Source organism: Martinezella rhizogenes (genome assembly GCF_000799715.1).
In the GTDB taxonomy this organism is placed as follows: Bacteria; Pseudomonadota; Alphaproteobacteria; order Rhizobiales; family Rhizobiaceae; genus Rhizobium; species Rhizobium rhizogenes_C.
Map to the genome: position 1 here is coordinate 397775 of NZ_JUHG01000013.1, position 22952 is coordinate 420726.

A 22952-nucleotide genomic window follows, 5' to 3' on the forward strand; every position below is an offset into this window, starting at 1 on the left:
CATTGCACCTCGAGGTAACCATGACAGCCACCGCCAAACTCGCCGATCAGCCGACACCGCCGCCCGCCCCGCCATTCGCGCAATTCGCGCCGCCGATCCGCGGGCAAGGGCCTCTGCGCCGGGCAATCACCGACGCTTATCGGCGTCCGGAGACGGAATGCCTTCCACCGCTGATCGAGGCGGCGACCCTGCCGGAGGCTGTCCGGAATGCCGTCAAGAAGACCGCTCGGATATTGATCGAGGCTCTCCGCGCCAAGCACAAGGGAACCGGCGTCGAGGGTCTGGTGCATGAATATTCGCTGTCGAGCCAGGAGGGTGTCGCCCTGATGTGCCTCGCCGAGGCCCTGCTTCGCATTCCGGACACTGCCACGCGCGACGCCCTGATCCGGGACAAGATTTCCGACGGCGACTGGAAGTCGCATCTGGGCGGCGGTCGTTCTCTGTTCGTCAACGCCGCCACCTGGGGACTGGTCGTTACCGGGAAGCTCACCTCGACGGTGAACGACAAGGGGCTATCGGCCGCGCTGACACGATTGATCGCGCGCTGCGGCGAGCCGGTCGTTCGCCGTGGCGTCGACATGGCCATGCGGATGATGGGCGAGCAATTCGTCACCGGCGAGACGATCGACGAGGCGCTGCGGCGCGCCCGCACACTCGAAGCCAAGGGCTTCCGCTACTCTTATGACATGCTTGGCGAAGCCGCGACGACACAGGCCGACGCCGAGCGTTATTATCGCGACTACGAAGCCGCGATCCACGCAATCGGCAAGGCTTCGGCGGGCCGCGGCATTTACGAAGGCCCTGGTATCTCCATCAAGCTTTCCGCCCTACATCCGCGATATGTGCGCTCGCAGACCGAAAGGGTCATGGGCGAACTGCTGCCGAAGGTGAAGGCGCTCGCTGCCCTCTCCAAGCGATACAATATTGGCCTGAACATCGATGCCGAAGAGGCCGACCGGCTTGAACTGTCGCTCGACCTTCTGGAGGAGCTTTGCCTCGACCCTGATCTTGCCGGCTGGAACGGCATGGGCTTTGTGGTGCAGGCTTACGGCAAGCGTTGCCCCCATGTTCTCGACTTCATCATCGATCTCGCCCGCCGCTCGGGGCACCGGCTGATGGTCCGTCTCGTGAAGGGTGCTTATTGGGATGCCGAGATCAAGCGCGCCCAGGTCGACGGCCTCGACGGTTTCCCCGTCTACACCCGCAAGGTCTACACCGACGTTTCCTACATCGCCTGCGCCAAGAAGCTGCTCGCGGCGACCGATCTGATCTTCCCGCAATTCGCGACGCATAATGCGCAGACGCTGGCGACGATCTATCAGATGGCCGGCAACGACTTTTCCGTCGGCAAATATGAATTCCAATGCCTGCATGGTATGGGCGAGCCGCTTTACGAGGAAGTCGTGGGCAGCGACAATCTCGATCGCCCCTGCCGGATCTATGCGCCCGTTGGCACGCATGAAACGCTGCTTGCCTATCTCGTCAGGCGCCTGCTTGAAAACGGAGCCAATTCCTCTTTCGTCAACAAGATCGCCGACCCCGCCATCCCGGTCGCCGACCTGATTGCCGATCCGGTCGAAGTGGTGCGCGCGATGAAAGTCGTTGGCGCCCAGCACGACAAGATCGCTCTTCCCGCCGATCTCTTCCATGACGTCCGCAGGAATTCGGCCGGCATCGACCTGTCGAACGAGACATCGCTGGCGGGCCTTGCCGAGCGCCTGCAGGCGTCGGCGGCGATGGAATGGGTTGCCAAGCCCTTGCTCGCGGATGGCTCCGAACGCGGCGAAACCCGGCCCGTCCTCAATCCTGCCGATCATTCCGATCTCGTCGGTCATGTCACTGAATTGGGTACCGATGATGCGGCCATCGTGATGCGTCTCGCTGCCGAAGCGGCTCCGGAATGGGCTGCCGTCAGTCCGACCGTCAGGGCCGAGCGGCTGGAACGGGCCGCGGACCTGATGCAGGCGGAGATGGAGACATTGATCGGCTTGGTGATGCGCGAGGCCGGGAAATCGGCCGCCAACGCCATCGGCGAAGTCAGGGAGGCCATCGACTTCCTGCGCTATTACGCCGAGCAGGCGCGCAAGGTGCTGAAGCCTGACAGCGTTCCGCTCGGCCCGATCGTCTGCATCAGCCCATGGAATTTTCCGCTGGCGATTTTCACCGGCCAGATCGCGGCCGCGCTCGTCGCCGGCAATCCGGTCGTCGCCAAGCCGGCCGGCGTCACGCCGCTGATCGCCGCGCAAGGCGTGCGCATTCTCCATGAAGCAGGAATTCCGCGCGGCGCGCTCCAGTTCGTGCCCGGCAGCGGCCGAACGGGCGCCGCCCTTGTCGGCGCTCCGGAGACATCGGGCGTGATGTTCACCGGGTCGACGGAAGTGGCCCGACTCATCCAGGCACAGCTTGCGGAGAGATTGTCTAAATTCAACAAGCCGATCCCGCTCATCGCAGAGACCGGCGGGCAGAACGGCATGATCGTCGATTCCTCCGCGCTCGCCGAGCAGGTCGTCGGCGACGTCATCGCCTCGGCTTTCGATAGCGCCGGGCAACGCTGCTCGGCCCTTCGCGTTCTCTGCTTGCAGGAGGAGATCGCCGACCGGACCTTGACCATGCTGCGCGGCGCGCTCGGCGAATTGTCGGTTGGTCGCACCGATCGGCTGGCGATCGATATCGGCCCAGTCATCGATGATAATGCCAAGCGCGGCATCGACGAGCATATCGAAAACATGCGCAAGCTGGGTTGCAAGGTACAACAAGTCGACCTTCCGCCCGCTGCGGCAAAGGGAACATTTGTCGCCCCGACAATCATCGAGATCAACAACCTGGCGGACCTCAAAAAGGAAGTGTTCGGCCCGGTACTGCATATCATCCGCTACCAGCGGAAGAAACTCGACAAGCTGATAGATGCGGTGAATGCTTCGGGTTACGGACTGACCTTCGGGTTGCACACGCGGCTTGACGGCACCATCGCACATGTCACCGGGCGCGTTAAGGCGGGCAATCTCTACGTCAATCGAAACATCATCGGCGCCGTGGTGGGTGTCCAGCCGTTTGGCGGGCGCGGCCTTTCCGGCACCGGGCCAAAGGCCGGCGGCCCCCTCTATCTTCGCCGGCTGGTCGCCTCCTCGACCGAGCCGCTTCGGGATGCGAGCGTCAAGACGGATCAGGCCGCAAACGAGTTCCTGACCTGGCTCGACGGCAAGGGAGTACCGCAAGCAGCCGAGCGGGCGCGCGCTATCGCCAGCGGGTCATCGCTGGGCCTTAACATCGAAATGCCCGGTCCCGTCGGCGAGCTGAACCTTTATCAACTGCATCCTCGCGGGAAAGTATTGCTCATGCCGCAAACGGCGCTTGGCCTCTACGTTCAGCTTGCGGCAGCCCTTGCCACCGGCAATTCCATCGTGGTGGACGCCTCGTCGGCGCTTCAGGACGAGCTTCGCGGTCTGCCGGAAAAGGTCGCCAACCGCATCTCCTGGTCGAATGACTGGGCAGCGGATGGCCCCTTTGCGGGCGCGCTGATCGAAGGAAATGCGGATCGGATAAAGGTAGCGGTGCAAGCGATTGCAGCTCTTCCGGGACCGTTGGTTCTTGTCCAGGGCGCATCGAGCGACGAGATCGCGAAAGGACCTGATGCCTATTGCCTGAACTGGCTGCTGGAGGAGGTAACGACCTCCATCAACACGGCAGCAGCGGGCGGGAATGCAAGCCTGATGTCGATCGGATAGTGCGCGTTATACGCACCGATCAAGCAAGCCGATCACGGACGTTGGATGGTCCGTGATCGTGTTCGCTAGCGAAGCCTCAGCCCTCGACCGTCTCGAAGAGGATTTTCTGTGCGCCTTCCCACAGGGTCAGGCGGCCAAGTTCCGGCAGCTTGTCGAGGTTGGACGTTACCGTAATGAAGTGATTGCCGGCAAGCTGGCCCATTTTCGACGAGAAATCGACGCCGCCATAGGCAAGCAGGATTTCGGTTTCGCTGATGCCGCCCGGATAGAGAATGATATGCCCCGGCGCGGGATGGCTGGTGTGGTTTTCATATCCGACGCCGAAATCAAGGTCGCCGAGCGGAATCCAGACGCCCTCACCCGACCAGCGAACGTGCACGATCTGGCCTTCGAACGGCATCTGCTTCAGGAAAACCTCCGAGGTTTTCGGGGCCTTTGCGGTTTCAAGCACGGCATCGAATTCGAAGGGGCCGGCGGTAATCTTCAATTTCATCGGATGTCTTTCCTTACGTTGGTAATGTCATTTGTCGGTCCCGTCTGAGCGGGGCAATATCAGCGGTGTCCGGACACGGTCGCAACGGTGCCCTTCTGAGTGATGAAGTCGAAGGCGGTCATGTCGCCTCCTCAGTGCTGCAGGATCTTGCCGAGAAACGCTTCCGTCCTCGGATTATGCTTGCCGGCGAAGAAGTCTTCGCTCGGGCGGTCCTCGACGATCTCGCCCTGGTCGATGAAGATCACGCGGGTGGCGACGCGACGGGCAAAGCCCATTTCGTGGGTGACGACCATCATCGTCATCCCATCTTTCGCAAGGCCGGTCATGACATCGAGCACTTCCGAAATCATCTCCGGATCGAGCGCCGACGTCGGCTCGTCGAAGAGCATCGCCAAGGGATCCATGGCGAGCGCCCGCGCAATCGCCACGCGCTGCTGCTGGCCGCCGGAAAGCTGGCTCGGATACTTGTTGGCATGATCAGCCAGCTCGACGCGATCGAGAAGCTGCATGGCCTTGGTCTTGGCGATCGTCTCGCTGCGCCCGAGCACGATCTTCTGCGCCAACATCAGATTGTCGATGATGGTCAGATGCGCGAAAAGCTCGAAATTCTGGAAGACCATGCCGATGCGGGTGCGCAGGTTCGGCAGATCCGTCTTCGGATCCCCCACCTCGATGCCGTGGACGCGGATGGAACCCTTCTGGAAAGGCTCCAGTCCGTTCACGCATTTGATTAGCGTCGACTTGCCGGAGCCCGACGGACCGCAGACGACGACAACCTCGCCGCGATCGACCTTGACGGAGCAGTTCTTCAGGACTTCGTAATTGCCGTAGAATTTGGAGACGCCACTGATTTCGATCATGAGCGGCCTTTCGCGAAACGAGTGATGGAAAAGGGTTGCAGCGCCCTGCCGGTTTCGCGACCAAGGACGAGCTGCGCGGTCAGCTGGCCGACGATCGGGCCGAGCGTATAGCCGTTGGATGTCACGGCGCTGAAGTAGCCGGGCTGCGACGGATGCTCGCCGAGGATCGGCGCTCCGTCGATATTGATATTCATCGCCGCCCAGCTACGGATGACATGCAGCTTGCGCAGCGCCGGGACCACATGCTGGGCAACCCAGAGATTGCCCTCAAGGCTCGACAATAGCGGTCTTGGATGCTGATGCACCGGATCAAGGCCGGCCGTCCAGCCTCCGCCGATGACGAAATTGCCGTTGGCCGCCTGCTTCAAGGTCAGATGACGATCGGCATGGGCAACGAGGCAAGAGATCAGCGGAGCGGCCGCTTCCGTCACCACCATCTGCAACGGCGCGCCGAAGACGGGAATATCGAGGCCAAGCATCGATCCGATCCGCGCTGAGAAGGCGCCGGCCGCATTGACGATGCGTTTTGCCTGGATAGTCCCGCGCGATGTCGTGACCTCAAAGCCGGCCGGACCGGGCACGATGCCGAGGACCTCGCATGTTTCGAAGATGCGCGCGCCCTTCGCCCGTGCGGCTTCGAGAATGTGCTGGGTGGCGACGAGCGGATTGATCTTGCCTTCCTGCGAGCAATAGGCGGCACCCACGAACTGAGGCGACAAAGCCGGTTCCAGCGCGCGCAATTCCTCTTGGCCAATCAGCCTGCAATCGATGCCAGCCCGCTGCTCGACGCCGACTTTCTCGGCGAGGAAGCGCATATGCGCCTCGGTCTCGGCGACCATCAAGCCGCCCGTCACCTTCATCTCGAAATCGCAGCCAAGTTCATTCTGTAGAGCGGCCCAGAGAGCAATGGAATCACGCTGCAGCGGCAGCGTCTGCGCCGCCGCACTACCACCGCCTTCGGCACGCGCGCCGTGATCGAAGGAGAGAAGCTGCGCATGCAGGCTGCCGGCATTGCCGCCCGAGGCCAGCGAATTCGGAAAGGCGCGCTCCAATACGGTGACCTCTTCGCCCTCGCGGGCGAGAAAGAGGGCCGTCGACAAGCCGGCGATCCCGGCGCCGATGACCAGTGTCGAGGTCTGTGACACGGGCAACGGTTCGCGGCTTTCCAGCGGCGGTCTTTCCGGCAGCATCGCCCGCTTGTGGCCGCCCCATTCCGGTTTTTCGACCGCGAGTGCTGCCAGCGGCACCGGCCGCAGGGGCATTTGCGGCGCCAGAAAGCCGCGCGTCTCTCCGGCGGTGCGTTTTTCTCCCGCAACGGCCGCAATCGCATGTCCGCAATAGCGGCTCTGACAGCGCCCCATCCCGGCACGCGACAATCGCTTCAGTGTCGCAATGTCCTTGGCGCTTTTCTCGCCAAGCGCCCTCAGCGTGCCATAGGTAACGCCCTCGCAGCGACAGATGACGGTGTCGTCGGGTGGTAGTTTGTCGCCAACTGGACGAGCCGATTTGAAGACGGTCCAAAGCATTGCCTGAAAGGCCCGGTGCCGCGCCAGCCTGCGTTCAGCGAGCGGATCGGACGCGACGTCGAAACCCAATTTGCGGGCCACAGCAATCCCGGCAAGCCGGCCCTGCGCCATGGCAATATGCGCGCCGCCAAAACGGGCGGCTTCTCCGACCACATGGATATGGGTAAGCGTGCTCTCCCCATCATCCTTGGTAGTGGCAACGAGATCGCCATCGATGACGTCGTGGCCGCAACCGAGCAATCTGGAAAGTTCGTTTGAGGATGCAAAACTGCCACCGATCAGAACCGTGTCGACCTCAAGCCTGGTTTCGCCATCCGGTCCAATGACCGTGATGGTTTCGACGCCCTCTTGTCCGTCTATCGACGCAATCCGGCTTTCCCACAGGATCGGAATACCAGCCGCCCGCAAGGCCGCGACCTGCCACAATCCACCTGTTGCCAGTGCCTTGTCGGCGGCCAGAAGCTTGAGCGCCGCCAGCGGTTGCTTCCACGGCGCCGGAGCAGTTTCCACCAGTGCGACGACGGAGCCACCCGCCTTGCGGATCTCATTGGCGACCTGGATGTTGAGGGGGCCGTTGCCGGCAATGACGATCCGTCCGCCGGGCACCGTGCCGTAGCTTCTGAGCAGCGTCTGCGCCGCTCCGGCGGTCATGACGCCGGGGCGTGTCCAGCCGGGAATTGCCGGCGGCCGTTCATAGGCGCCGGTGGCGATAACGATCATTCGCGGCTTGCAGTAAAAGGCACCTTGCGGACCGTAACAGGCGATCCTTGCGCCGTTCTCCTCATTGGCAGCACCCCAGACGAGCGTTCCGCCGATCATCGACACGCCGGCGGCTTGGGCGCGCCGGATCAGATCGGCACCCGATCGAGCCTGTTCATCGCCGCCAAGACGCAATGCCGCCTTCGAGGTCGAGGGCTGCTTGAAATATTGCCCGCCGGCGATAGCGCGCTCGTCGACCAAGGTCACGCTCGCTCCGACGCTCGCGGCCACCTCGGCGGCAGCCAGACCGGCAGGCCCTGCGCCGATCACCAGCACGTCCATCTCGAGACAGGGGATCGCTGTCGGCACGTCGCAAAGGTCGGCATGGTCTGCCGTGGGCGCCGGTTTTGAGGCCGGTCGGCGAACCTGCATTCCTTCCTTGACCGATGTCATGCACGCACGCTGGCTAACCTTGCCGTCAACCGTGACAAGGCAGTCCTGACACGTGCCCATGCCGCAGAAGAGACCACGAGCCTCGCCCTTGAGGCCCCGTGAAAAATCATGCCGTCCGCCTGCCTCGATCGCCGCGGCGATCGTCATCCCGCGCTCGGCATGCAGAGCCACACCGTCGACGAAGAACTCGACGGGTGGTTCCGATCCGGAATAGGGGTTGGCAAGGGAGGCGGACATTTCTCGATCCTCAGGCGCTGAACGTCAGACCAAAGTCCGAAACCAGCTTTTTCATGGCTGCATCCTGCTCGGGCGGCAGCGGCAGGCGCGGCGGCCGTGGTATTCCCGCAGCAAAGCCCATATGCGTCAGCAGTGACTTCGACCCGGCAACATAGGCCTGCCCACCCACCGCCTGGATGACCGGCAGCCACTTCAGGTAAAGCGCGCGCGCTTCATCGGTATTCTTCTCATCGGCAGCGAGCTCGAAAATGCGGGCCATCGGCCCCGGCGCCACGTTCGAAGCGACAGCAACCCAGCCTTCCGCTCCCATCACGAAGGATTCGAAGCCGAGAATACCGCCGAAAACGGTCATATTCTCGCCCGCCAGACGGATGATGTCACGCACCCGCGTCACTTCGAGAGTGGATTCCTTGATATAGTCGCAGCCCTTGATCTCGGCGATACGCTTCACCAGCTCCGGCTTCAGATCGACATTGGCCGTTGCCGGGTTGTTGTAGACCATGATCGGAATGGAGATCGCGGATGCCACAGTGCGATAATGATGAACGAGCTCGTCATCCGTCGGCGTAGAGTAGAAGGGCGGAATGATCATGACGCCATCGGCGCCCATCGCCTCGGCCTTTTGGCTCAGACGCACACATTCGCGCGTATCTTCCGCGCCGGTGCCAATCAGCACCGGGACGCGGCCGGCAACGGTCTCGATGACCGTCCGTGCCACGCCATCGCGCTCCTCTTCGCTCAGCGACAGGAACTCGCCGGTCGACCCCAGCGGGATGAGGCCATGAATGCCCTCGCGCACCTGCCAGTCGGTGAAGGCGGCCATCGCCTTCAAATCCACGGCGCCGTCTGCATCCAATGGCGTGATCATCACGGTATAGACACCGCGAAACTTCCTAGTCATGTCAGATATCCTGGTTCTAGCGCTTTTCGGTGATGGAAAGCCGGGGGTTGGTGGCTTGACCGAAGCGCTTCTCGATATGGTTCTGGACGAAATCCCAGAGCGTGGTCAGAAGAAGGTAGTAGATGGCCGCCACCGCGAAGAGCTCCAGCACCATGAAGTGCTCCTGGATGAGCACCTGGGTGCGCCGCAGAAGCTCCTCCATCGAGATGACCGAGGTCACGGAGGTCGTCTTCAGCAGGCCGTTGACGGAGTTTCCAAGCGGCGGAATGATCACCTTGAAGGCTTGCGGCATGACGATGTGGCGCATGATCTGCCGCTCCGTCATCCCGAGAGCCCGGGCAGCACGAGCCTGCCCTTCCGGGACAGCCTCGATGCCGGCACGGATGATTTCGGCGAGATAGGCGGCTTCGTTGAGCGCAAGCCCGATCAAGGCCGCCTCGATCACGGTGAAGCGAATGCCGAACTGCGGCAGCGCCGTGTAGAGGGCGATGAGCTGGACGAGCAACGGTGTGCCGCGAAACAGCCAGATGTAGATCTTGGCGAGGATCTTGGCCAACCGGAACGGTGATCGCCGCATCAGGGCAAGGACAAATCCGAGGATAAGACCCGCCGTCAGCGACACGACGGTCAGCCAGATGGTCGTAAAGACCCCACCGAGGATGAAGGGATTAAACAGGTATCCGAAGAAACCCGACCAGCTCCAAAGCGTCATGAACGTAACTTTCTGCTCAAGGCGAGCGCGGAAGATCCGCGCATCGCCATTTCGATGAACCGATCAATCCGATCAGCGGCCGGGACCCTTCACGGAATAATCACTGGACACCATAGGCAATCCGTATTTGTCGAACAGCGCCTTCAGCGATCCGTCAGCCTTCATCTCCTTGAGCGTCGCCGATACGGCATCGGCAAGCGCCGGGCTCTTGAAGGCGACGGCGACCGGTGCGGGATAGAGACCGCTCAGAGCGCGCTTGAAGTCGCCCCGCGCATCATAGTCCTTGGCGACGGCATCGATCGACACCACGCCGTCGACCTGACCGGCACGCAGGGCCTGATAGGCGAGCGCGAAATTGTCGAAGGTCTGGATCGTCAGGCCCTTCTTGCCGGCATCGCGCAATTCCTTGTCGAGGAGGCGCGTCTTGGTTTCCTCGAAACCGCCGATCTCGACGCCGATCGTCATGCCGTCCAGATCGCCCTTGCTGGCAACCTTCTTGTCGGATTTCGGTGCGATCGAAACGCTGATCGCCTGATCCTCATAGGGGATCATCTGCATGATCTTTGCGCGTTCCTCGGTGAAGAAGATGCCGGTGTTGATCATGTCCCAACGGCCGGCCTGCAGGCCGGGCACCATCGCGGAGAATTCGATGCGGACATATTCCGGCTCAAGGCAGAGACGCTTGGCGATCTCGGTGCCGAGCTCGACGCGCATGCCCTTCAGCTCGCCGCTGGAGTCGATGAACTGCAAGGGTGGCAGCGTCGGATTAGTCGACATGGTGAGCTTGCCGGGCGTGATCAGCTCGCCGGCCGCGACCTTCGGCGTGCAGGATTGGGCAAGGGCAAACGATGTTGAGAGCGCTAGGAACGATGCGGCGAGAACGCCGCGGGACAATTGAATTCGGAGCATGATGACCTCTGGAGCTGGTTTTCTTATTGGCGTCCCAAAGTTTGCATTCATATGGGATCCCACTTTTATACAAAACTTTACCGCCGATGCAAGAGCTGTTGGGACGGACCATCAGTAATTTGTCAGAACGCCCTGCCGAACCGCCTCGAGATGGCGCGCCATCGCTTGCCGCGCCGCATCGGAATCATGCGCCGAAAGTGCTATCAGGATCGCCCGGTGCTCGGCGACACCGGGCTTTGCCCGGACCACCGCCATCTGCCTTTCGAAGATCGTCGTATAGCGCCGCATTTCGCCGATCGTGGCGGCCATGAAAGAATTGCCGCTGGCGGCGGCGATGGATCCATGCAGCGCATCGTCGAACTGCCAGACGAGCTCCGGGTCCGGATCCGGCTCGACCTCAATCGCATCCAGCATCACCGAGAGCGACATCAACTCCTCCTCGGCCATATGCGGAGCCGCCAGGGCAATGGCGCTTGGCTCAAGCAGCAGCCGCATCGCGAGGCTGTCGAGATAGTCCTTCAGCGTTATGACCCGGACGCAAAGTACCCCCTTGTCGTTGCGGACCAACAGCCCCTCCCCTTCGAGGCGGCCGAGCGCGTGGCGCATCGGAGAGCGCGACACGGCATGCTTGCTTGCAAGCCGCCTTTGCTGCACCACCGATCCGCCCAGCAGCCGGGCCGAGAGGATGTCGGCTAAAAGCAGACGATAGGTTTCCTCGGCAAGGCTTGCCTCTCCCTCGTCGTTCAGGCGATTGTCCATGAGTTCCCTTTTTGCTTCTTTGCGAGATCGGCTATCATATGTAACAGCTGCCTATACGAAGAAAGTGCGTTGTCGTGCGAAATGCGGGCGGCACGGGAAATGAGGTAAGGGTGACAGATATTTCAATCATGCCAGCGACGCCGTCGTCCACGGGCGGACAGCACAATCTTGCCTCGCTGACCTACAAGGCCGTTTCCGACATGATTCGCCATCGCCGGCTGAAGGGCGGACAGGTCATCGTCGAGGCAAGGCTCGCCGAAACCCTCGGCATTTCCCGCACCCCATTGCGGGAGGCGCTACAGCGGCTGGAAGGCGAAGGGCTGGTGCGCAAGGGCGATGGCCGCAACTACGTCGTGCGCCAGGTGGATATCGGTGAATATTTGCAAAGCCTGCGGCTGCGATTGCTGATCGAGCCCGAGGCCGCCGTGCTGGCGATCCCCAATATTCCGCGCCGGCAACTGATCGCCGTCAGGCGCGAGATCCATGAGCTTCTCGACGCGACCGCCTATCATACCGACGCGCATTGGGTCTCCGACGATAACCTGCACAATCTGATCATTGACCATTGCGGAAATACCGTCATGGCGAAGGTGCTACGGGAGCTGCGCGCCACCACGCGCCTGTTCGAGATCGACCGCCTGAAGGATCGCCTGAAGCCCGATTCCACCGAACACCTCGTCATCATAGAGGCCGTGGAACGTGGCGACGCCGAGCAGACCCGTGCCGCCGTCGCCCTCCACATAGAAAGCCTGATCGCCTTTACCCGCCAGCATCTGGGCGTCGCCTGACGATAGACATGATCGGCGGGCCCAGAGCAATTCCAGGAAAAGTGTGCTGCGGTTTTCCGTCCGGAATTGCGTCAGAACAAAGAGCTAGAGCGTTTCTGCGCTTCCGTGAAGCGTTGAAACGCTCTAGCCGCCGATCATCAGCTTGACGACTTCCTCATGCGTGGTTTCGCTGATCTGGCGTTCTCCCGCGACGATACCGCGACGAAGGACGACGATGCGGTCGGAGACGGCAAAGATGTCCTGCAGGTTATGCGAGATGAAGATCACTCCGCGTCCCTGCGCTTTCAGCGACTTGATGAGTGCCACGACCTTGCGCTGTTCCGGCACGCCAAGGGCCGCGGTCGGCTCGTCCATGATAAGGATGCGGGCATTCCAATAAACCGCTCGCCCGATCGCCACCGCTTGACGCTGACCACCGGAGAAGTTGCTGACCGGCGCGTCGAGCCTTTTTACATGGAAATCGAGCTGCGCCATCGTCGCGCGCGCCGCCTCCGCCATCGCCTTCCGGTCGATGACAGGCAGAAAGCCGAAGAGCTTCTTCATCGGCTCGCGGCCAAGGAAGATGTTGGCGCCGATTGTCAGATTGTCGGCAAGCGCCAGATCCTGATAGATCGTCTCGATCCCCTTTTCCCGCGCATCCTGCGGCGAGGAGAAGGTGACGGGCTTTCCTTCGATCAAGATTTCGCCTGATGTCGGCGGATAGACGCCCGAGATCGCCTTGATCATCGTCGTCTTGCCCGCACCATTGTCTCCCGCCAGCGCCACGACTTCGCCGGGGCGGACGACCAGGGAGCAATTGTCCAAGGCATGGACGGCACCGAAATAGCGCGAGAGGTTGCGGACTTCGAGAAGGGGCGTTGCGCTATTCATCCTGTTTTGCTCCGCTGAACCGGCGCTGCGCCTGATCGATAAGCACCGAAATGATGATGACGACGCCGACGGCAATGAACTGCCAGAAGGGCTCGACATTCATGAAAACCAAACCGTACTGGATGACGGCAATAACTAGCGCCCCGGCGACCGTGCCGATGATCGTTCCCGAACCGCCGAACAGGCTGGCGCCGCCGATGACGACCGCGGCGACGCTGTCGAGCAGCAGCGGCTCGCCGGCCTGGGCAGCGCCGGCCGTGAAGCGGGCGGCATAGAGCGCGCCGCCGAGACCGGCGCAGACCGCCGAGAGCATGTAGAGCCGCAGCAGATGGGACTTGATATCGATACCGGCGCGGCGCGCGGCCTGTGCATTGGCGCCGATTGCATAATTGTGCTGGCCGAAGCGCGTCTGGCTCAGCAGGTAGTGCATGATCAGCACGAAGATAAAGGCGACAATGACGAGATAGGGCACGCCATAGAAGCGGCCGTTGCCGAGTTCGGCGAAATAGGAGTTCTTGACCGGAACGGTGGTGCCGCCGGCCAGCAGAAAGGCCGTGCCGCGGGCGACGCCGAACATGCCAAGCGTGCCGATGAAGGGCGGAACCTTGAGGCGGGAAATCAGCATGCCGTTAATAAAGCCGGGCACGGTGGCAGCGAGCATCGCGACAAGAATGCCGAGCACCATCGCCATTGGCAGCGGCATATAGAGGCCGGCAATATTGGTGACGTGGGCGGCGACGACCGCCGCAAGACCCATGATGAAGCCGGTCGAAAGGTCGATGCCGCCGGATATGATGACGAAAGTCTGGCCGATTGCCAGCAACAACGGCGCCACGGCAAAAACCGCGACCGACTGCCAGTTGAAGGATGAGCCGATAAAGGTGCCACCAAAATCGATGCGCGCCCAGATCTCGAACGTCACGATCAGCGCGGCAAGGAAGAGCCACGCGCGCAACTGCGCGATATAGTTGATAATGGTTTTTGCCTGATCGCCGTGGTCCGCCTGTGGCGCCACATGCTGGTCCGCCTTGCGGGCCTCGGTATCTTCAGTCGTCATGGATGAATCCAAATTCGAGCGAGGACGTACAGAAGTCGTCACGCCATTTCCTCCATTATGATCAGAGACGTGCCCCGCCCCTTGGACGAGGCACAGACTTCATCCGATTAGTCGGAGTAGATGAACTTCGCGACGTTCTTGTCGGCGACGTTCGATTTGTCGATGACCGTGAAGCCGGTGCCGATGGCAGTCGGGATCGAGTTGCCGGTCAGATGGGCATAGGCCGCCATCACGCCGAAGTAGCCGATTTCGGCCGGGTGCTGGGCAATCGCCAGATCAACGAGGCCGGAATTGATGTTGTCGACGATCGTGGTCGGCGCATCGAAGGCGACGACGCGGATCTTGCCTGTCTGGCCCGCCTGCTGGACGCCGTTCGCGGCGCCAAGAGCGGAAAACAGGTTGGCGCCGAAAACGCCATCAAGGTCCGAGTTGCGGGCATAGACGGCCTGCAGCTGCGACGCCGCCTTGTTGGCATCGTCGTCATTATACTGCGTGTCGAGAACGGTGATGTTTGGAAATTTCTTCATCTCGTCCTTGAAGCCCTGCTCGCGCTGGTCGGTGGTCGAGATGCCGGGCTTGACGTTCGAAACGTAGACCTTGCCCTTTTCGCCCACGGCCTTGGCCAGCGCACGCGCTGCGATCGCGCCACCAAGCAGATTGTCCGAGGCGATGTAGGAAAGCGGAAAATCGGCATCGCCGCTTCCCGTCTGGTAGACGCCGCTTCCGATGAAGGTATCAACCGTGATGACCGGGATACCCGCATCCGCAGCCTTCTTCAGCGGCTGGACCAATTGATCCTTGTCGGTCGGCGCGATCAGGATCGCGTCAGGCTTCTTGGCGATGATCGCGTCGAGAACCGGAACCTGCGTGACCGGGTTGAAGTCCGGCGCGCCCTGAAACACCAGCGTCGCACCCACCGCTTTGGCGGCGGCCTCGGCACCCTTGCGCATGGTGATGTAGAAGGCATCCGTCGTCAGCCCCGGAATGAGGGCGATGGTAAACTTTTTGTCCTGCGCCTTGACGCCTCCGGCAACAGCCGCCACGCCGGTGGCAAGCGTCGCCACGGCGCTAGCCTTGAGAAATGAACGTCGTTCCATAATTTCCTCCCTTGAAAGCCGAACATCTCCCTTGTCCGGCGGAATGGATAATCAGTGGCTTATAGCGGGTCGTCAAGTAATATTTTTCTGCAACGAATTTCCGCCATCTATTTGAAATAGCTTGCCAATCAGGAGGATCGGCAAAGCGATGCGCTTCGTCGGCAACGGAGCGTTGCGCGACGTTTTGAAGTCATATCAAGCTTTCATCTGCCGCCGGGGCGGCGGCTACTTTCTTGGCCGGCCAAACATCTCCGAAATCCAGGCCATTATGCTGTCCATGTCCGGTTCCTTCGTCTGGTCGACCGTCCTCAGCGCGCCGCACGCCATAGGCTCGGCGCGATCGGCAAGCACCGCCAACTCCGCGACATATTCGGCTCCCGGATGACCCGGCAGCCGGTCTTTCAGCCGGCTGGCATAGCGTTCCGCGGCCACCACGCCAGGCACCTTGCACCAAAGCTCCGCGACTCGATCGACGCCGGCATCCTCGATATAGGTTTCAAGCAGCGCCTTCGGCTGAAAGCCGAACCATGCGTCGACGATGAAGGTGGACCCAGCCGGCGCCTCGCGAATGAACGACCAGATCGCCTGGTAGCTCGCCTTTCCCAAAGTCCGGTTGAAATCCCGGTCGACGTCGCCGATGTGCTCCAGGAAAGGATTCTTGATGCCATCCAGAGAAAGGACCGGCCAACCGGTGCGTTGCGACAGCGATTTTGCCAGCCGGCTCTTTCCCGAAGCCGGAACGCCGTTGACGAGCACGACGCGCTTTTCGGCGGCCGCGCCCATATCGAAGGTTGATAAGGCTGCTCCGATGACGCCGGCGTCGTCCCCGAGTTTCGCGGGCAGGATCGTCGGCCGGAACCATGGTGCCACCGCTGGAAGATCGGCAAGGGCGCGCGCCGCATCGCAGCCGAGCCCCCCTCCCAATAGGATGACGTCCGGATCCATCGTTGCCGCGATATTGTCGAGCGCGGTGCGCAGGGGGGATGCCCATGCGCGCAAGACCGCTCTCGCCGTGCCGCTTCCCTCGGCCGCCATTTCGAAAATCTCGCCGATGGACGTAGCCGAAAGCCCGGCTTCGTTCATATGCCGACGCAGCGCCGTTCCCGAGCTGAAGGTTTCGACGCAACCGCGCCGTCCGCACGCACAAAGCGGACCATCCTGCAGCACGGAGATATGGCCCAGTTGCCCGGCCGTCATATGGCCATGATAGATGCTGCCATTGTGGGCGACGGCGCCGCCGATGCCCGTTCCGATGGTCAGCATCGCGACGCTCTGGTATCCCTTGGCGCCACCGACGCGCATTTCGGCGATGAGCGCCATGTTGCAATCATTTTCGATGACGACCTTCTTGCCGAGGCGCGTCTCGAGCCGATCGGCAAAGTCGATGCCGGCCAGGTTGAGGATACCGCCGGAGAGGATCGTGCGGCTGGCCGCATCGACACGACCGGGAATGCCGACACCGATGCCGGCTGCTCCCGTCACATCAAGCGCTTCGACCATCGCCACGACGCGTTCGACCACATGCAAGGGATCGGCGGGTGTCCGATCCGATAGCTTCTTCAGAATCTCGCCTCGATCGGAGACGAGAGCGGCACGAATATTCGTGCCGCCAATGTCCACGCCAATGGCTGTCTCAGGCATGTTCTTTCTGTCCCCGGCCGACGGTTTCAGACTTGCTACCCTTGAAATGGGTGGCGATCACAGCCTGAATTTCGCGAAGACGCGGAACCGCGACGGTTTCCAGTCTATCCCTCGTGACGGCGCGGTCGAGCGAAATGCAATCTTTCCACAGCGAACGGCCGGCAATCACGCCGGAAGCGCCGTTGCGCATGGCATCTTCGACCTGCGTCAGGAAAGTCGAATGATCGACACCGGCAGACAGGACCGCCCAGGGGACGTCTCCCGCAAGCTTGGTGACTTCTGCACAGGCCTGCGGGCTTCCCGGGTACGGAATCTTCAGAACCTTTGCTCCGTAATCCAGGCAAATCCGGCTTCCGCCGACGATCAGGGACGGGATCTTCGCCTTGTACTCGGCTTCATCCTCGTCATCGAACCTGTATGTCAGGAACTCAACGACAAGCAGCAGGTCCTCGCGGGCGAAATCCTCGATGCATTGGTGCAGGATCTTGATGTTGTGAACATTGGCTTCATCCCGGTCCGAGCGCAGATAAACCATGATCTTGCCGCCGGTCGCCCCGAGCTGGCGCACGCGACGAGCCGTGATGCCGGGAACCAGCTTGGACAGGCGATACCCCTCCGGCGACGTATCCCAGCCGGATGCATCGAGGCCGATCAGAAGTGCCGTATCGCGCTGAATGATGCGGTCATCGACCAGAGCCGGAACGGCGCAGATCGGATCGACCAGGACGCAGGATGCCTGGCTGGCAAGGAACCGGGCAATATCGGCCTTGGTGTCGCCGAGGGTCTTATCGGAGATCGCGGCCTGCGCCTCCGGTTCCTTGGCAAGCAGGCTGCGCATGCCGCCGCGCTGATCGCAGGCGATCACCATCATGGCGCCATCGCTCCCGCAAATCTGCTGGTAGCCGCGCATTTCGGCGGTGGTTAATCTGGACATATATGCTCCTCCCTATAGCGTGCCCGAAACGGGTTGCTGAAAGTACATCCCGCTCCAAGGTTCGGAAGGGATGGCCAATGAATGTTGAGAGTTCTCCTCCGCCGCATAACCGTTGCGAAACCGGCTATTTTGAGCGATAACTCCCTCAGCGCCCAAACATGTAACACATTGCAGAAAGGAATTTCAACCTGAATTCGTCTCAGCCGCAGGAGCCTGCAACAAACCGTGCATTGCTGCATATGGTTGCAAAGCTGCACTACCAATCCGACATGTCGCAGGTCGACATCGCTAAAAAGCTAGGATTATCAACGGCTACGGTTTCACGCCTGCTTCAGAAGGCTCGGCTGGCTGGCATCGTGCGAATTGAGGTAATTGATCTTTCCCCGTCGGAAGACCTGAGTGCGGCACTGATCGACGGCCTGAAACTGCGCAACGCCGCCGTGATCGATACGCCGTCCTCCAATGTTCTGAGCGCACTTGCCCCGCCGGTCGGCTCGATGTTGCAGCAGGCGGGTCTGCACTCCGGCTCGACGCTTGGCATCGGCTGGGGACGCGCCGTTCGGGAAGTCACGCTTGCCGGCCTGCCGCAACTGCCCGGCATCGTCACCATCGCCCTCAACGGCGGCATGCAGCAGGCGGCAGCGCATTTCCAGACCAACGAATTCGTACGCCAGGCGGCCGAACAGATGGGCGGATTGCCGCATTTCCTGCACGCGCCATACATTTCGTCCTCCGAGCTACGCGATGCCTTCCTCGCCGATCCCACGGTGCAGCAGGTCACCGCGCTCTGGAACAAGCTCGATGCAGCGATCGTCGGCGTCGGTTTGACGCACGCGGCCAATCCGTCGGAAGCAACTGCAGCGCTTCCGGGAGAAAAAGCCCTCAGCCAAGCGGCGGGCGACGTGTTGCGGCACTACGTCACCGAAGCCGGCGAGATCCTGCATTGGGACGGCGAAGAGCGCATGATCGCCGCCACTCCCGAGCAGCTGCGACGGGTTCCCCTGTGTATTGCGGTTGCAGCCACTCCGGCCAAGGCACCCGGCATCATCGGTGCGGCGCGGTCGGGCATGATCAATGCTCTCGTGACGGACGCCAATACCGCGCAGGCGATCCTCGATCGTCTGTCCGCCGCTCCCCAGAAAAGCTAAGAAAGAATTCTCAAAATGGCCCTGCCCCTGCACCCCGATCGCTCCTTCGGCGCCTTCCTGTTCGATATGGATGGAACCCTGCTGAACTCGATCGCGGTCGGCGAGCGGGTCTGGACGGACTGGGCCTTGCGGCACAATGTCGATGTCGAGAGCCTGCTGGCGATTGTGCATGGACGCAAAGCGGCCGAAACGATCACACGGCTTGGTCTTTCCGGAATAGATCCTACCGAAGAGGCCCGACTTCTGACACTCGCGGAGATCGCCGATGTCGCTGGTGTCGTACCGATCCCGGGCGCGGTCGATTTCCTGAATGCCCTGCCCAGGGATCGCTGGGCAATCGTCACATCCGCGCCACGGGATCTGGCGGCGGTCCGCCTCAAGGCCGCCGGCATTCCCTGGCCGCCGCTGCTGATCACCGGCGAGGATGTGCAAAACGGCAAACCCGCGCCGGACTGCTTTCTGCTTGCCGCAAAAACCCTGGGCCAGCCTATAGAGGAATGCCTTGTTTTCGAGGACGCTCCGGCCGGAATAGAGGCGGCTGAAGCATCAGGCGCCGCAGTGGTCGTGATCAGCGCGACCCACAAGACCGTGCTGCCGACACGGCATCCGAGCGTCGCGAGCTATGAGGATCTCGTCGCGAATATCACGTCCGCCGGATTCCTACGGTTCTCCGCCAAGCGAGACTGAAGCCCAGCCTCCGGCCTCATCGGGCATATTTCCAGCCGTTGGACTATGACGTATAATTTTATGCGCTAATTAATAAATTTGCGCATGTAATATTTTTTCGTAACATGAGGTGCGGAGGAACTTCGCCGGTTGTGCTTCACGTCCTGTGGACGCATAACAATCGCAGGTGGGCGGATCGGCTCGAGAGATGGTCGACTTTTGATGGAAAAAATGACGCATAAGACGATGGAGGATTTCGCGAAATCCTGTGGCGTCTCCCGCCCGACCCTCTCGAAATATTTCGATGATCCGACGAGCGTCAAGCCGGTGACGCGCGCGCTGATCGAAGCGGCGCTGCGCTCGTCCGACTATCAGCCCAACATCTATGCGAGAAACCTCAATCGCAAACGGACCCGCAATATCGGCATCCTGGTTCCGGCCCTGACCGACCCCTTCTACGCAGAAATGGTCAACCGCCTGGAATTGCGCCTGCGCCACGAAGGCTACTGGCCGATCGTATTTTCCTCACACGGACTAACGGAGCTGGAAATCGAGGCCGTCAACACGATGCTGTCGTTGAAAGTGGCGGGCGCGATCGCAGCGCCACTGGGGCAGAAATCCGATCCGCGCGCATTCGAGAAGCTCGCGCAGAACGTGCCCCTCGTTTATTTCGACACCTATATCGAGGGAAACACGCCGTTCATTGGCAACAACAATTATCAAAGCGTCGCGATGATCGTCGAATATCTCTGCCGATCCGGAGAGGCGCCAGTCTATCTCGACATCCCCCATGTCAACCACAACTCGCCGGAGCGACTGGCGAGCTACATCGCCACGATGGAGGCTTCGGGCTACGAGCCGGCGGTGATCAAGACCAACGCGACCTACACCTGGGACTTCGAGCGCATCGGATACGAGCAGATGGACGAAATGCTGAGCGCAAAGGCGTTACCCGGCAAAACCATCCTCTGCGCCAACGACCGTCTGGCTTTTGGCGTGATGGCAGCCGCCTTCGCGCATGGACTGAAGGTCGGGCGAAAGAAAGGTGACCTGCGCGTGGCTGCCCATGACGACCATCCGCTCAGCCGCTACACCTGCCCGCCACTAACGACAATGGCGCAGGATTTTGCCGCGATGACAGCAAATAGCGTCGACACGCTTTTGACGCTGCTCGGCGATACGGATGCGCCGGTTCAGACGATCGCCGACAAAGTCAGACTCGATGGGACGCTGGTCATGCGGCAATCGGCATAAGGCAGCGTTTCTTCCGTTTACGCGGGAGCGCCTTCAAAGCTGCGCCATGCCTCCACCGCCTCCTCCACAGCCTGGCGCGCGACCGGTATGTATCGTCCCATCGACACGAAGCCATGAATCTGCCCCGGCCAGTGGCGGAGTACCACGCGCACTTCCTCCTGCTGCAGCCGTTCGACATAGGCCAGGCCCTCCTCCACCAGAATATCGTGCCCGGCGGTGAGCACGAAGGCCGGTGCAGCGCCCACGACACTTTCGGCCCGCAAGGGCGAGACCCGCCAGTCTGCGATATCGGCCTCGGTGCGGACATAGTGATCGCGAAACCACTTCATCGCCGATGCGGTCAGGCCATAGCCTTCGCCATAGCGACGATAGCTGTCAGCCGTCTGCGCGGCGTCCGTGTTCGGATAGATGAGCAATTGCGCCGCAAGCCTCGGCGCCTCACCGGAGCGCGACATCAACGCCAGCACGGCGGCAAGATTGCCGCCGGCGCTGTCGCCGGCCACCGCGATCCGCTCGGGGTCGATGCCGAGATCGGCGGCGGCCTCTGCCATGAAGGAAAGTGTTGCGACGCAATCCGTCAATCCTGTCGGAAACTTGTGTTCCGGCGCCAGGCGATAATCCGGGCAGACCACGGTGCATTGCGCGAGATTGGCGAACCAGCGGCAGATCTCATCGTGAGAGTCGAGATTGCCGATCACCCAGCCGCCGCCGTGCAGATAAAGAAGACCCGGCCCATCCTTCTCGGTCACGCCAATGCCGCGATAGATGCGCAAAGGGATCGGGCCGTTCGGGCCGGCGACCTGGAAGTCCACAACGGAAGCGACGGTCTCCCGGACACCCTGAACGGTCGGAAAGCCCGCATTATAGTCGATACGTGCTTCCGCGGGTGTACCGGCTTCAATCGGTCGAGCGTTCGACTGATTGCTCAAGTCAAGAAGGCACCGGGCGCTCTCATCGAGCTGTTCTGTCATGTCGGCTCTCCCTTCCGCAATCAGGCGAGGAGACTGCGGGCTTCGTCTTCGCCAAGAAGCGGCGGACGTACCAGATCTCCGCCGATACGGACCGACTGGCCGCTTTCGCCGGAGGCGAGAATAGCCTCCATGATCTCAAGCACATGAAGCGCAAGCTCCCCGGATGCGCGCGGCGGCCTCTTCTCCTCCAGTGACCGCGCAAGATCGGCGACACCGAGCATGCGGTAATTCGCCCGGTCAGGTGCTGCAAACGGCCAATTCCTCTTGCCGTAAAGCTCGCCGTCGCTGTCGAAATCACGCCAGTCGGCGCCGCGCTCCGACAGCGAGACCGTGCCGCCGAACGTATCGGGATCCGGCAGGCGCAGGGAGCCTTCGGTGCCGTGCAGTTCGATCGGATGGTTGGAGTGGCGGAAGACATCCCAAGATGCGCCGAAATTGACAGTCGCGCCGGACTGGAATTCGAGCAAAGACAAGACGTTGGTCGGCGTCCCAACCTTGAAGGTCGTGTTCTTGAACGGACCGTCCGCGGTGATCAGGCGTTCCTCCTGTCCCTTCGTCGCCATCGCCATGACGCGCACCACCGGGCCAAGCAGGTTCACCATCATTGTCAGGTAATAAGGCCCCATATCGAAAACCGGGCCGCCGCCCGGCTGATAGTAGAATTGCGGATTGGGGTGCCAGTGCTCCATTCCGCGTCCCATCATGAAGGCGGTGCCGCTGACCGGCCGGCCGATTGCGCCTTCCTCCATCAAACGGCGGGCGCGCCTGCCGGCGGCACCGAGGAATGTGTCGGGTGCCGAACCCAGAAGCAGGCCACGGGCCTTGGCTTCCGCCACAAGGGTCCGTCCTTCGGCGGCCGAGGTCGCAAGCGGCTTTTCCGTGAAGACGTGCTTGCCCGCCGACAGGGCCGACATGGTGACATCGAAGTGCACGGCCGGAATGGTGAGGTTGAGAACAAGGTCGACTTCGGGATCTGCGAGCAATTGATCGACTCTCAGCGGCCGAATGCCATATTCGCGGGCGCGAAGAGCCGCAGCATCGGCGGAAATGTCGGCGCAAGCACGCAACTCGACGCCGGCGAACAGCGTCGCGTTACGCAGATAAGTCATTGAAATATTGCCGCAGCCGACAATGCCAATGCCCAGCTTTGCCTTTGTGTTCCCAGTCATATTCCTCAATCCTCCCTGGATCCGATAACCCGCACGTCACCGATAGCTATATCAGCCCGACGCGCTTTAAAGTGAGTTAAAGC

The 22952-nt window shown here is 61.5% G+C and carries 19 protein-coding genes; 5 read left to right on the plus strand and 14 right to left on the minus strand.

Annotation, left to right across the window (positions count from 1 at the left end):
• The first annotated feature begins 20 nt into the window (after window positions 1-20).
• Window positions 21-3725, plus strand: a complete 3705-nt coding sequence (putA, locus tag EX00_RS13790) for a trifunctional transcriptional regulator/proline dehydrogenase/L-glutamate gamma-semialdehyde dehydrogenase (RefSeq protein WP_047458586.1) — start codon at window positions 21-23, stop codon at window positions 3723-3725.
• Window positions 3726-3801: 76 nt separating this feature from the next.
• On the opposite strand, the gene EX00_RS13795 is transcribed toward putA, so the two are convergent.
• The 7 genes from EX00_RS13795 to EX00_RS13825 form a co-directional block, all read right to left on the minus strand.
• On the minus strand, window positions 3802-4218 hold the full coding sequence (locus tag EX00_RS13795; RefSeq protein WP_047458589.1) for a DUF3830 family protein: 417 nt from the start codon (window positions 4216-4218) through the stop codon (window positions 3802-3804).
• A gap of 131 nt (window positions 4219-4349) precedes the next feature.
• Entirely contained in the window at window positions 4350-5078 is a 729-nt protein-coding gene (locus EX00_RS13800) for an amino acid ABC transporter ATP-binding protein (RefSeq protein ID WP_047458591.1), read from the minus strand.
• Window positions 5075-7993, minus strand: coding sequence for an FAD-dependent oxidoreductase (locus EX00_RS13805; RefSeq protein WP_047458594.1), 2919 nt, complete (start codon window positions 7991-7993; stop codon window positions 5075-5077). The genes EX00_RS13800 and EX00_RS13805 overlap by 4 nt, the downstream gene beginning before the upstream one ends.
• A 10-nt stretch (window positions 7994-8003) precedes the next feature.
• A complete protein-coding gene (dapA, locus tag EX00_RS13810) occupies window positions 8004-8894 on the minus strand; it encodes a 4-hydroxy-tetrahydrodipicolinate synthase (protein WP_047458597.1) in 891 nt (296 codons plus the stop codon).
• A 16-nt stretch (window positions 8895-8910) separates the two neighbouring features.
• On the minus strand, window positions 8911-9606 hold the full coding sequence (locus tag EX00_RS13815) for an amino acid ABC transporter permease (RefSeq protein ID WP_047458600.1): 696 nt from the start codon (window positions 9604-9606) through the stop codon (window positions 8911-8913).
• Window positions 9607-9678: 72 nt separating this feature from the next.
• Window positions 9679-10515, minus strand: a complete 837-nt coding sequence (locus EX00_RS13820) for an ABC transporter substrate-binding protein (protein WP_047458601.1) — start codon at window positions 10513-10515, stop codon at window positions 9679-9681.
• 111 nt (window positions 10516-10626) lie between these two features.
• The gene (locus EX00_RS13825; protein ID WP_047458605.1) at window positions 10627-11274 is read right to left on the minus strand and encodes a GntR family transcriptional regulator; all 648 of its coding nucleotides are present in this window, start codon (window positions 11272-11274) and stop codon (window positions 10627-10629) included.
• 128 nt (window positions 11275-11402) lie between these two features.
• On the opposite strand from EX00_RS13825, the gene EX00_RS13830 reads away from it, so the two are divergent.
• On the plus strand, window positions 11403-12062 hold the full coding sequence (locus EX00_RS13830; protein ID WP_047458608.1) for a GntR family transcriptional regulator: 660 nt from the start codon (window positions 11403-11405) through the stop codon (window positions 12060-12062).
• A 123-nt stretch (window positions 12063-12185) separates the two neighbouring features.
• Here EX00_RS13830 and EX00_RS13835 read toward each other — a convergent pair whose 3' ends face one another.
• The 5 genes from EX00_RS13835 to EX00_RS13855 form a co-directional block, all read right to left on the minus strand.
• Window positions 12186-12932 (minus strand): ATP-binding cassette domain-containing protein, encoded by a 747-nt coding sequence (locus tag EX00_RS13835; RefSeq protein WP_007695124.1) that lies wholly within the window; start codon window positions 12930-12932, stop codon window positions 12186-12188.
• Entirely contained in the window at window positions 12925-13989 is a 1065-nt protein-coding gene (locus tag EX00_RS13840) for an ABC transporter permease subunit (protein ID WP_155294065.1), read from the minus strand. The genes EX00_RS13835 and EX00_RS13840 overlap by 8 nt, the downstream gene beginning before the upstream one ends.
• A 107-nt stretch (window positions 13990-14096) precedes the next feature.
• Window positions 14097-15086: a substrate-binding domain-containing protein gene (locus tag EX00_RS13845; RefSeq protein ID WP_047458616.1), complete on the minus strand. Its 990-nt coding sequence runs from the start codon at window positions 15084-15086 to the stop codon at window positions 14097-14099.
• 225 nt (window positions 15087-15311) lie between these two features.
• A complete protein-coding gene (locus EX00_RS13850; RefSeq protein WP_047458618.1) occupies window positions 15312-16727 on the minus strand; it encodes an ROK family protein in 1416 nt (471 codons plus the stop codon).
• On the minus strand, window positions 16720-17661 hold the full coding sequence (locus tag EX00_RS13855; protein ID WP_047458620.1) for a tagatose-bisphosphate aldolase: 942 nt from the start codon (window positions 17659-17661) through the stop codon (window positions 16720-16722). The genes EX00_RS13850 and EX00_RS13855 overlap by 8 nt, the downstream gene beginning before the upstream one ends.
• 239 nt (window positions 17662-17900) lie before the next feature.
• Here EX00_RS13855 and EX00_RS13860 point away from each other — a divergent pair, with 239 nt between their 5' ends.
• The 3 genes from EX00_RS13860 (at window position 17901) to EX00_RS13870 (ending at window position 20729) form a co-directional block, all read left to right on the plus strand.
• Complete coding sequence (locus tag EX00_RS13860) at window positions 17901-18809, plus strand: sugar-binding transcriptional regulator (RefSeq protein WP_007702459.1); 909 nt, start codon at window positions 17901-17903, stop codon at window positions 18807-18809.
• 15 nt (window positions 18810-18824) lie between these two features.
• A complete protein-coding gene (locus tag EX00_RS13865; protein ID WP_047458623.1) occupies window positions 18825-19496 on the plus strand; it encodes an HAD family hydrolase in 672 nt (223 codons plus the stop codon).
• 201 nt (window positions 19497-19697) lie between these two features.
• Window positions 19698-20729, plus strand: a complete 1032-nt coding sequence (locus tag EX00_RS13870; RefSeq protein WP_047458625.1) for a LacI family DNA-binding transcriptional regulator — start codon at window positions 19698-19700, stop codon at window positions 20727-20729.
• A 17-nt stretch (window positions 20730-20746) separates the two neighbouring features.
• Here EX00_RS13870 and EX00_RS13875 read toward each other — a convergent pair whose 3' ends face one another.
• Window positions 20747-21700: an alpha/beta hydrolase gene (locus EX00_RS13875; protein ID WP_047458626.1), complete on the minus strand. Its 954-nt coding sequence runs from the start codon at window positions 21698-21700 to the stop codon at window positions 20747-20749.
• A 20-nt stretch (window positions 21701-21720) separates the two neighbouring features.
• Window positions 21721-22869 carry a Gfo/Idh/MocA family protein gene (locus EX00_RS13880; RefSeq protein WP_047458628.1) on the minus strand — a complete coding sequence of 383 codons (1149 nt, stop codon included), beginning with the start codon at window positions 22867-22869 and terminating at the stop codon, window positions 21721-21723.
• Window positions 22870-22952 lie beyond the last annotated feature (83 nt).

Coding starts and splice junctions, on each gene's coding strand:
- EX00_RS13830 (WP_047458608.1), top strand. CDS start 11,403: ATGCCAGCGACGCCGTCGTCCACGGGCGGACAGCACAATCTTGCCTCG.
- EX00_RS13795 (WP_047458589.1), bottom strand. CDS start 4,218: ATGAAATTGAAGATTACCGCCGGCCCCTTCGAATTCGATGCCGTGCTT.
- EX00_RS13840 (WP_155294065.1), bottom strand. CDS start 13,989: ATGACGACTGAAGATACCGAGGCCCGCAAGGCGGACCAGCATGTGGCG.
- EX00_RS13860 (WP_007702459.1), top strand. CDS start 17,901: ATGGTTGCAAAGCTGCACTACCAATCCGACATGTCGCAGGTCGACATC.
- EX00_RS13815 (WP_047458600.1), bottom strand. CDS start 9,606: ATGACGCTTTGGAGCTGGTCGGGTTTCTTCGGATACCTGTTTAATCCC.
- EX00_RS13805 (WP_047458594.1), bottom strand. CDS start 7,993: ATGTCCGCCTCCCTTGCCAACCCCTATTCCGGATCGGAACCACCCGTC.
- dapA (WP_047458597.1), bottom strand. CDS start 8,894: ATGACTAGGAAGTTTCGCGGTGTCTATACCGTGATGATCACGCCATTG.
- EX00_RS13880 (WP_047458628.1), bottom strand. CDS start 22,869: ATGACTGGGAACACAAAGGCAAAGCTGGGCATTGGCATTGTCGGCTGC.
- EX00_RS13855 (WP_047458620.1), bottom strand. CDS start 17,661: ATGTCCAGATTAACCACCGCCGAAATGCGCGGCTACCAGCAGATTTGC.
- EX00_RS13865 (WP_047458623.1), top strand. CDS start 18,825: ATGGCCCTGCCCCTGCACCCCGATCGCTCCTTCGGCGCCTTCCTGTTC.
- EX00_RS13835 (WP_007695124.1), bottom strand. CDS start 12,932: ATGAATAGCGCAACGCCCCTTCTCGAAGTCCGCAACCTCTCGCGCTAT.
- putA (WP_047458586.1), top strand. CDS start 21: ATGACAGCCACCGCCAAACTCGCCGATCAGCCGACACCGCCGCCCGCC.
- EX00_RS13845 (WP_047458616.1), bottom strand. CDS start 15,086: ATGGAACGACGTTCATTTCTCAAGGCTAGCGCCGTGGCGACGCTTGCC.
- EX00_RS13825 (WP_047458605.1), bottom strand. CDS start 11,274: ATGGACAATCGCCTGAACGACGAGGGAGAGGCAAGCCTTGCCGAGGAA.
- EX00_RS13875 (WP_047458626.1), bottom strand. CDS start 21,700: ATGACAGAACAGCTCGATGAGAGCGCCCGGTGCCTTCTTGACTTGAGC.
- EX00_RS13800 (WP_047458591.1), bottom strand. CDS start 5,078: ATGATCGAAATCAGTGGCGTCTCCAAATTCTACGGCAATTACGAAGTC.
- EX00_RS13850 (WP_047458618.1), bottom strand. CDS start 16,727: ATGCCTGAGACAGCCATTGGCGTGGACATTGGCGGCACGAATATTCGT.
- EX00_RS13870 (WP_047458625.1), top strand. CDS start 19,698: ATGGAAAAAATGACGCATAAGACGATGGAGGATTTCGCGAAATCCTGT.
- EX00_RS13820 (WP_047458601.1), bottom strand. CDS start 10,515: ATGCTCCGAATTCAATTGTCCCGCGGCGTTCTCGCCGCATCGTTCCTA.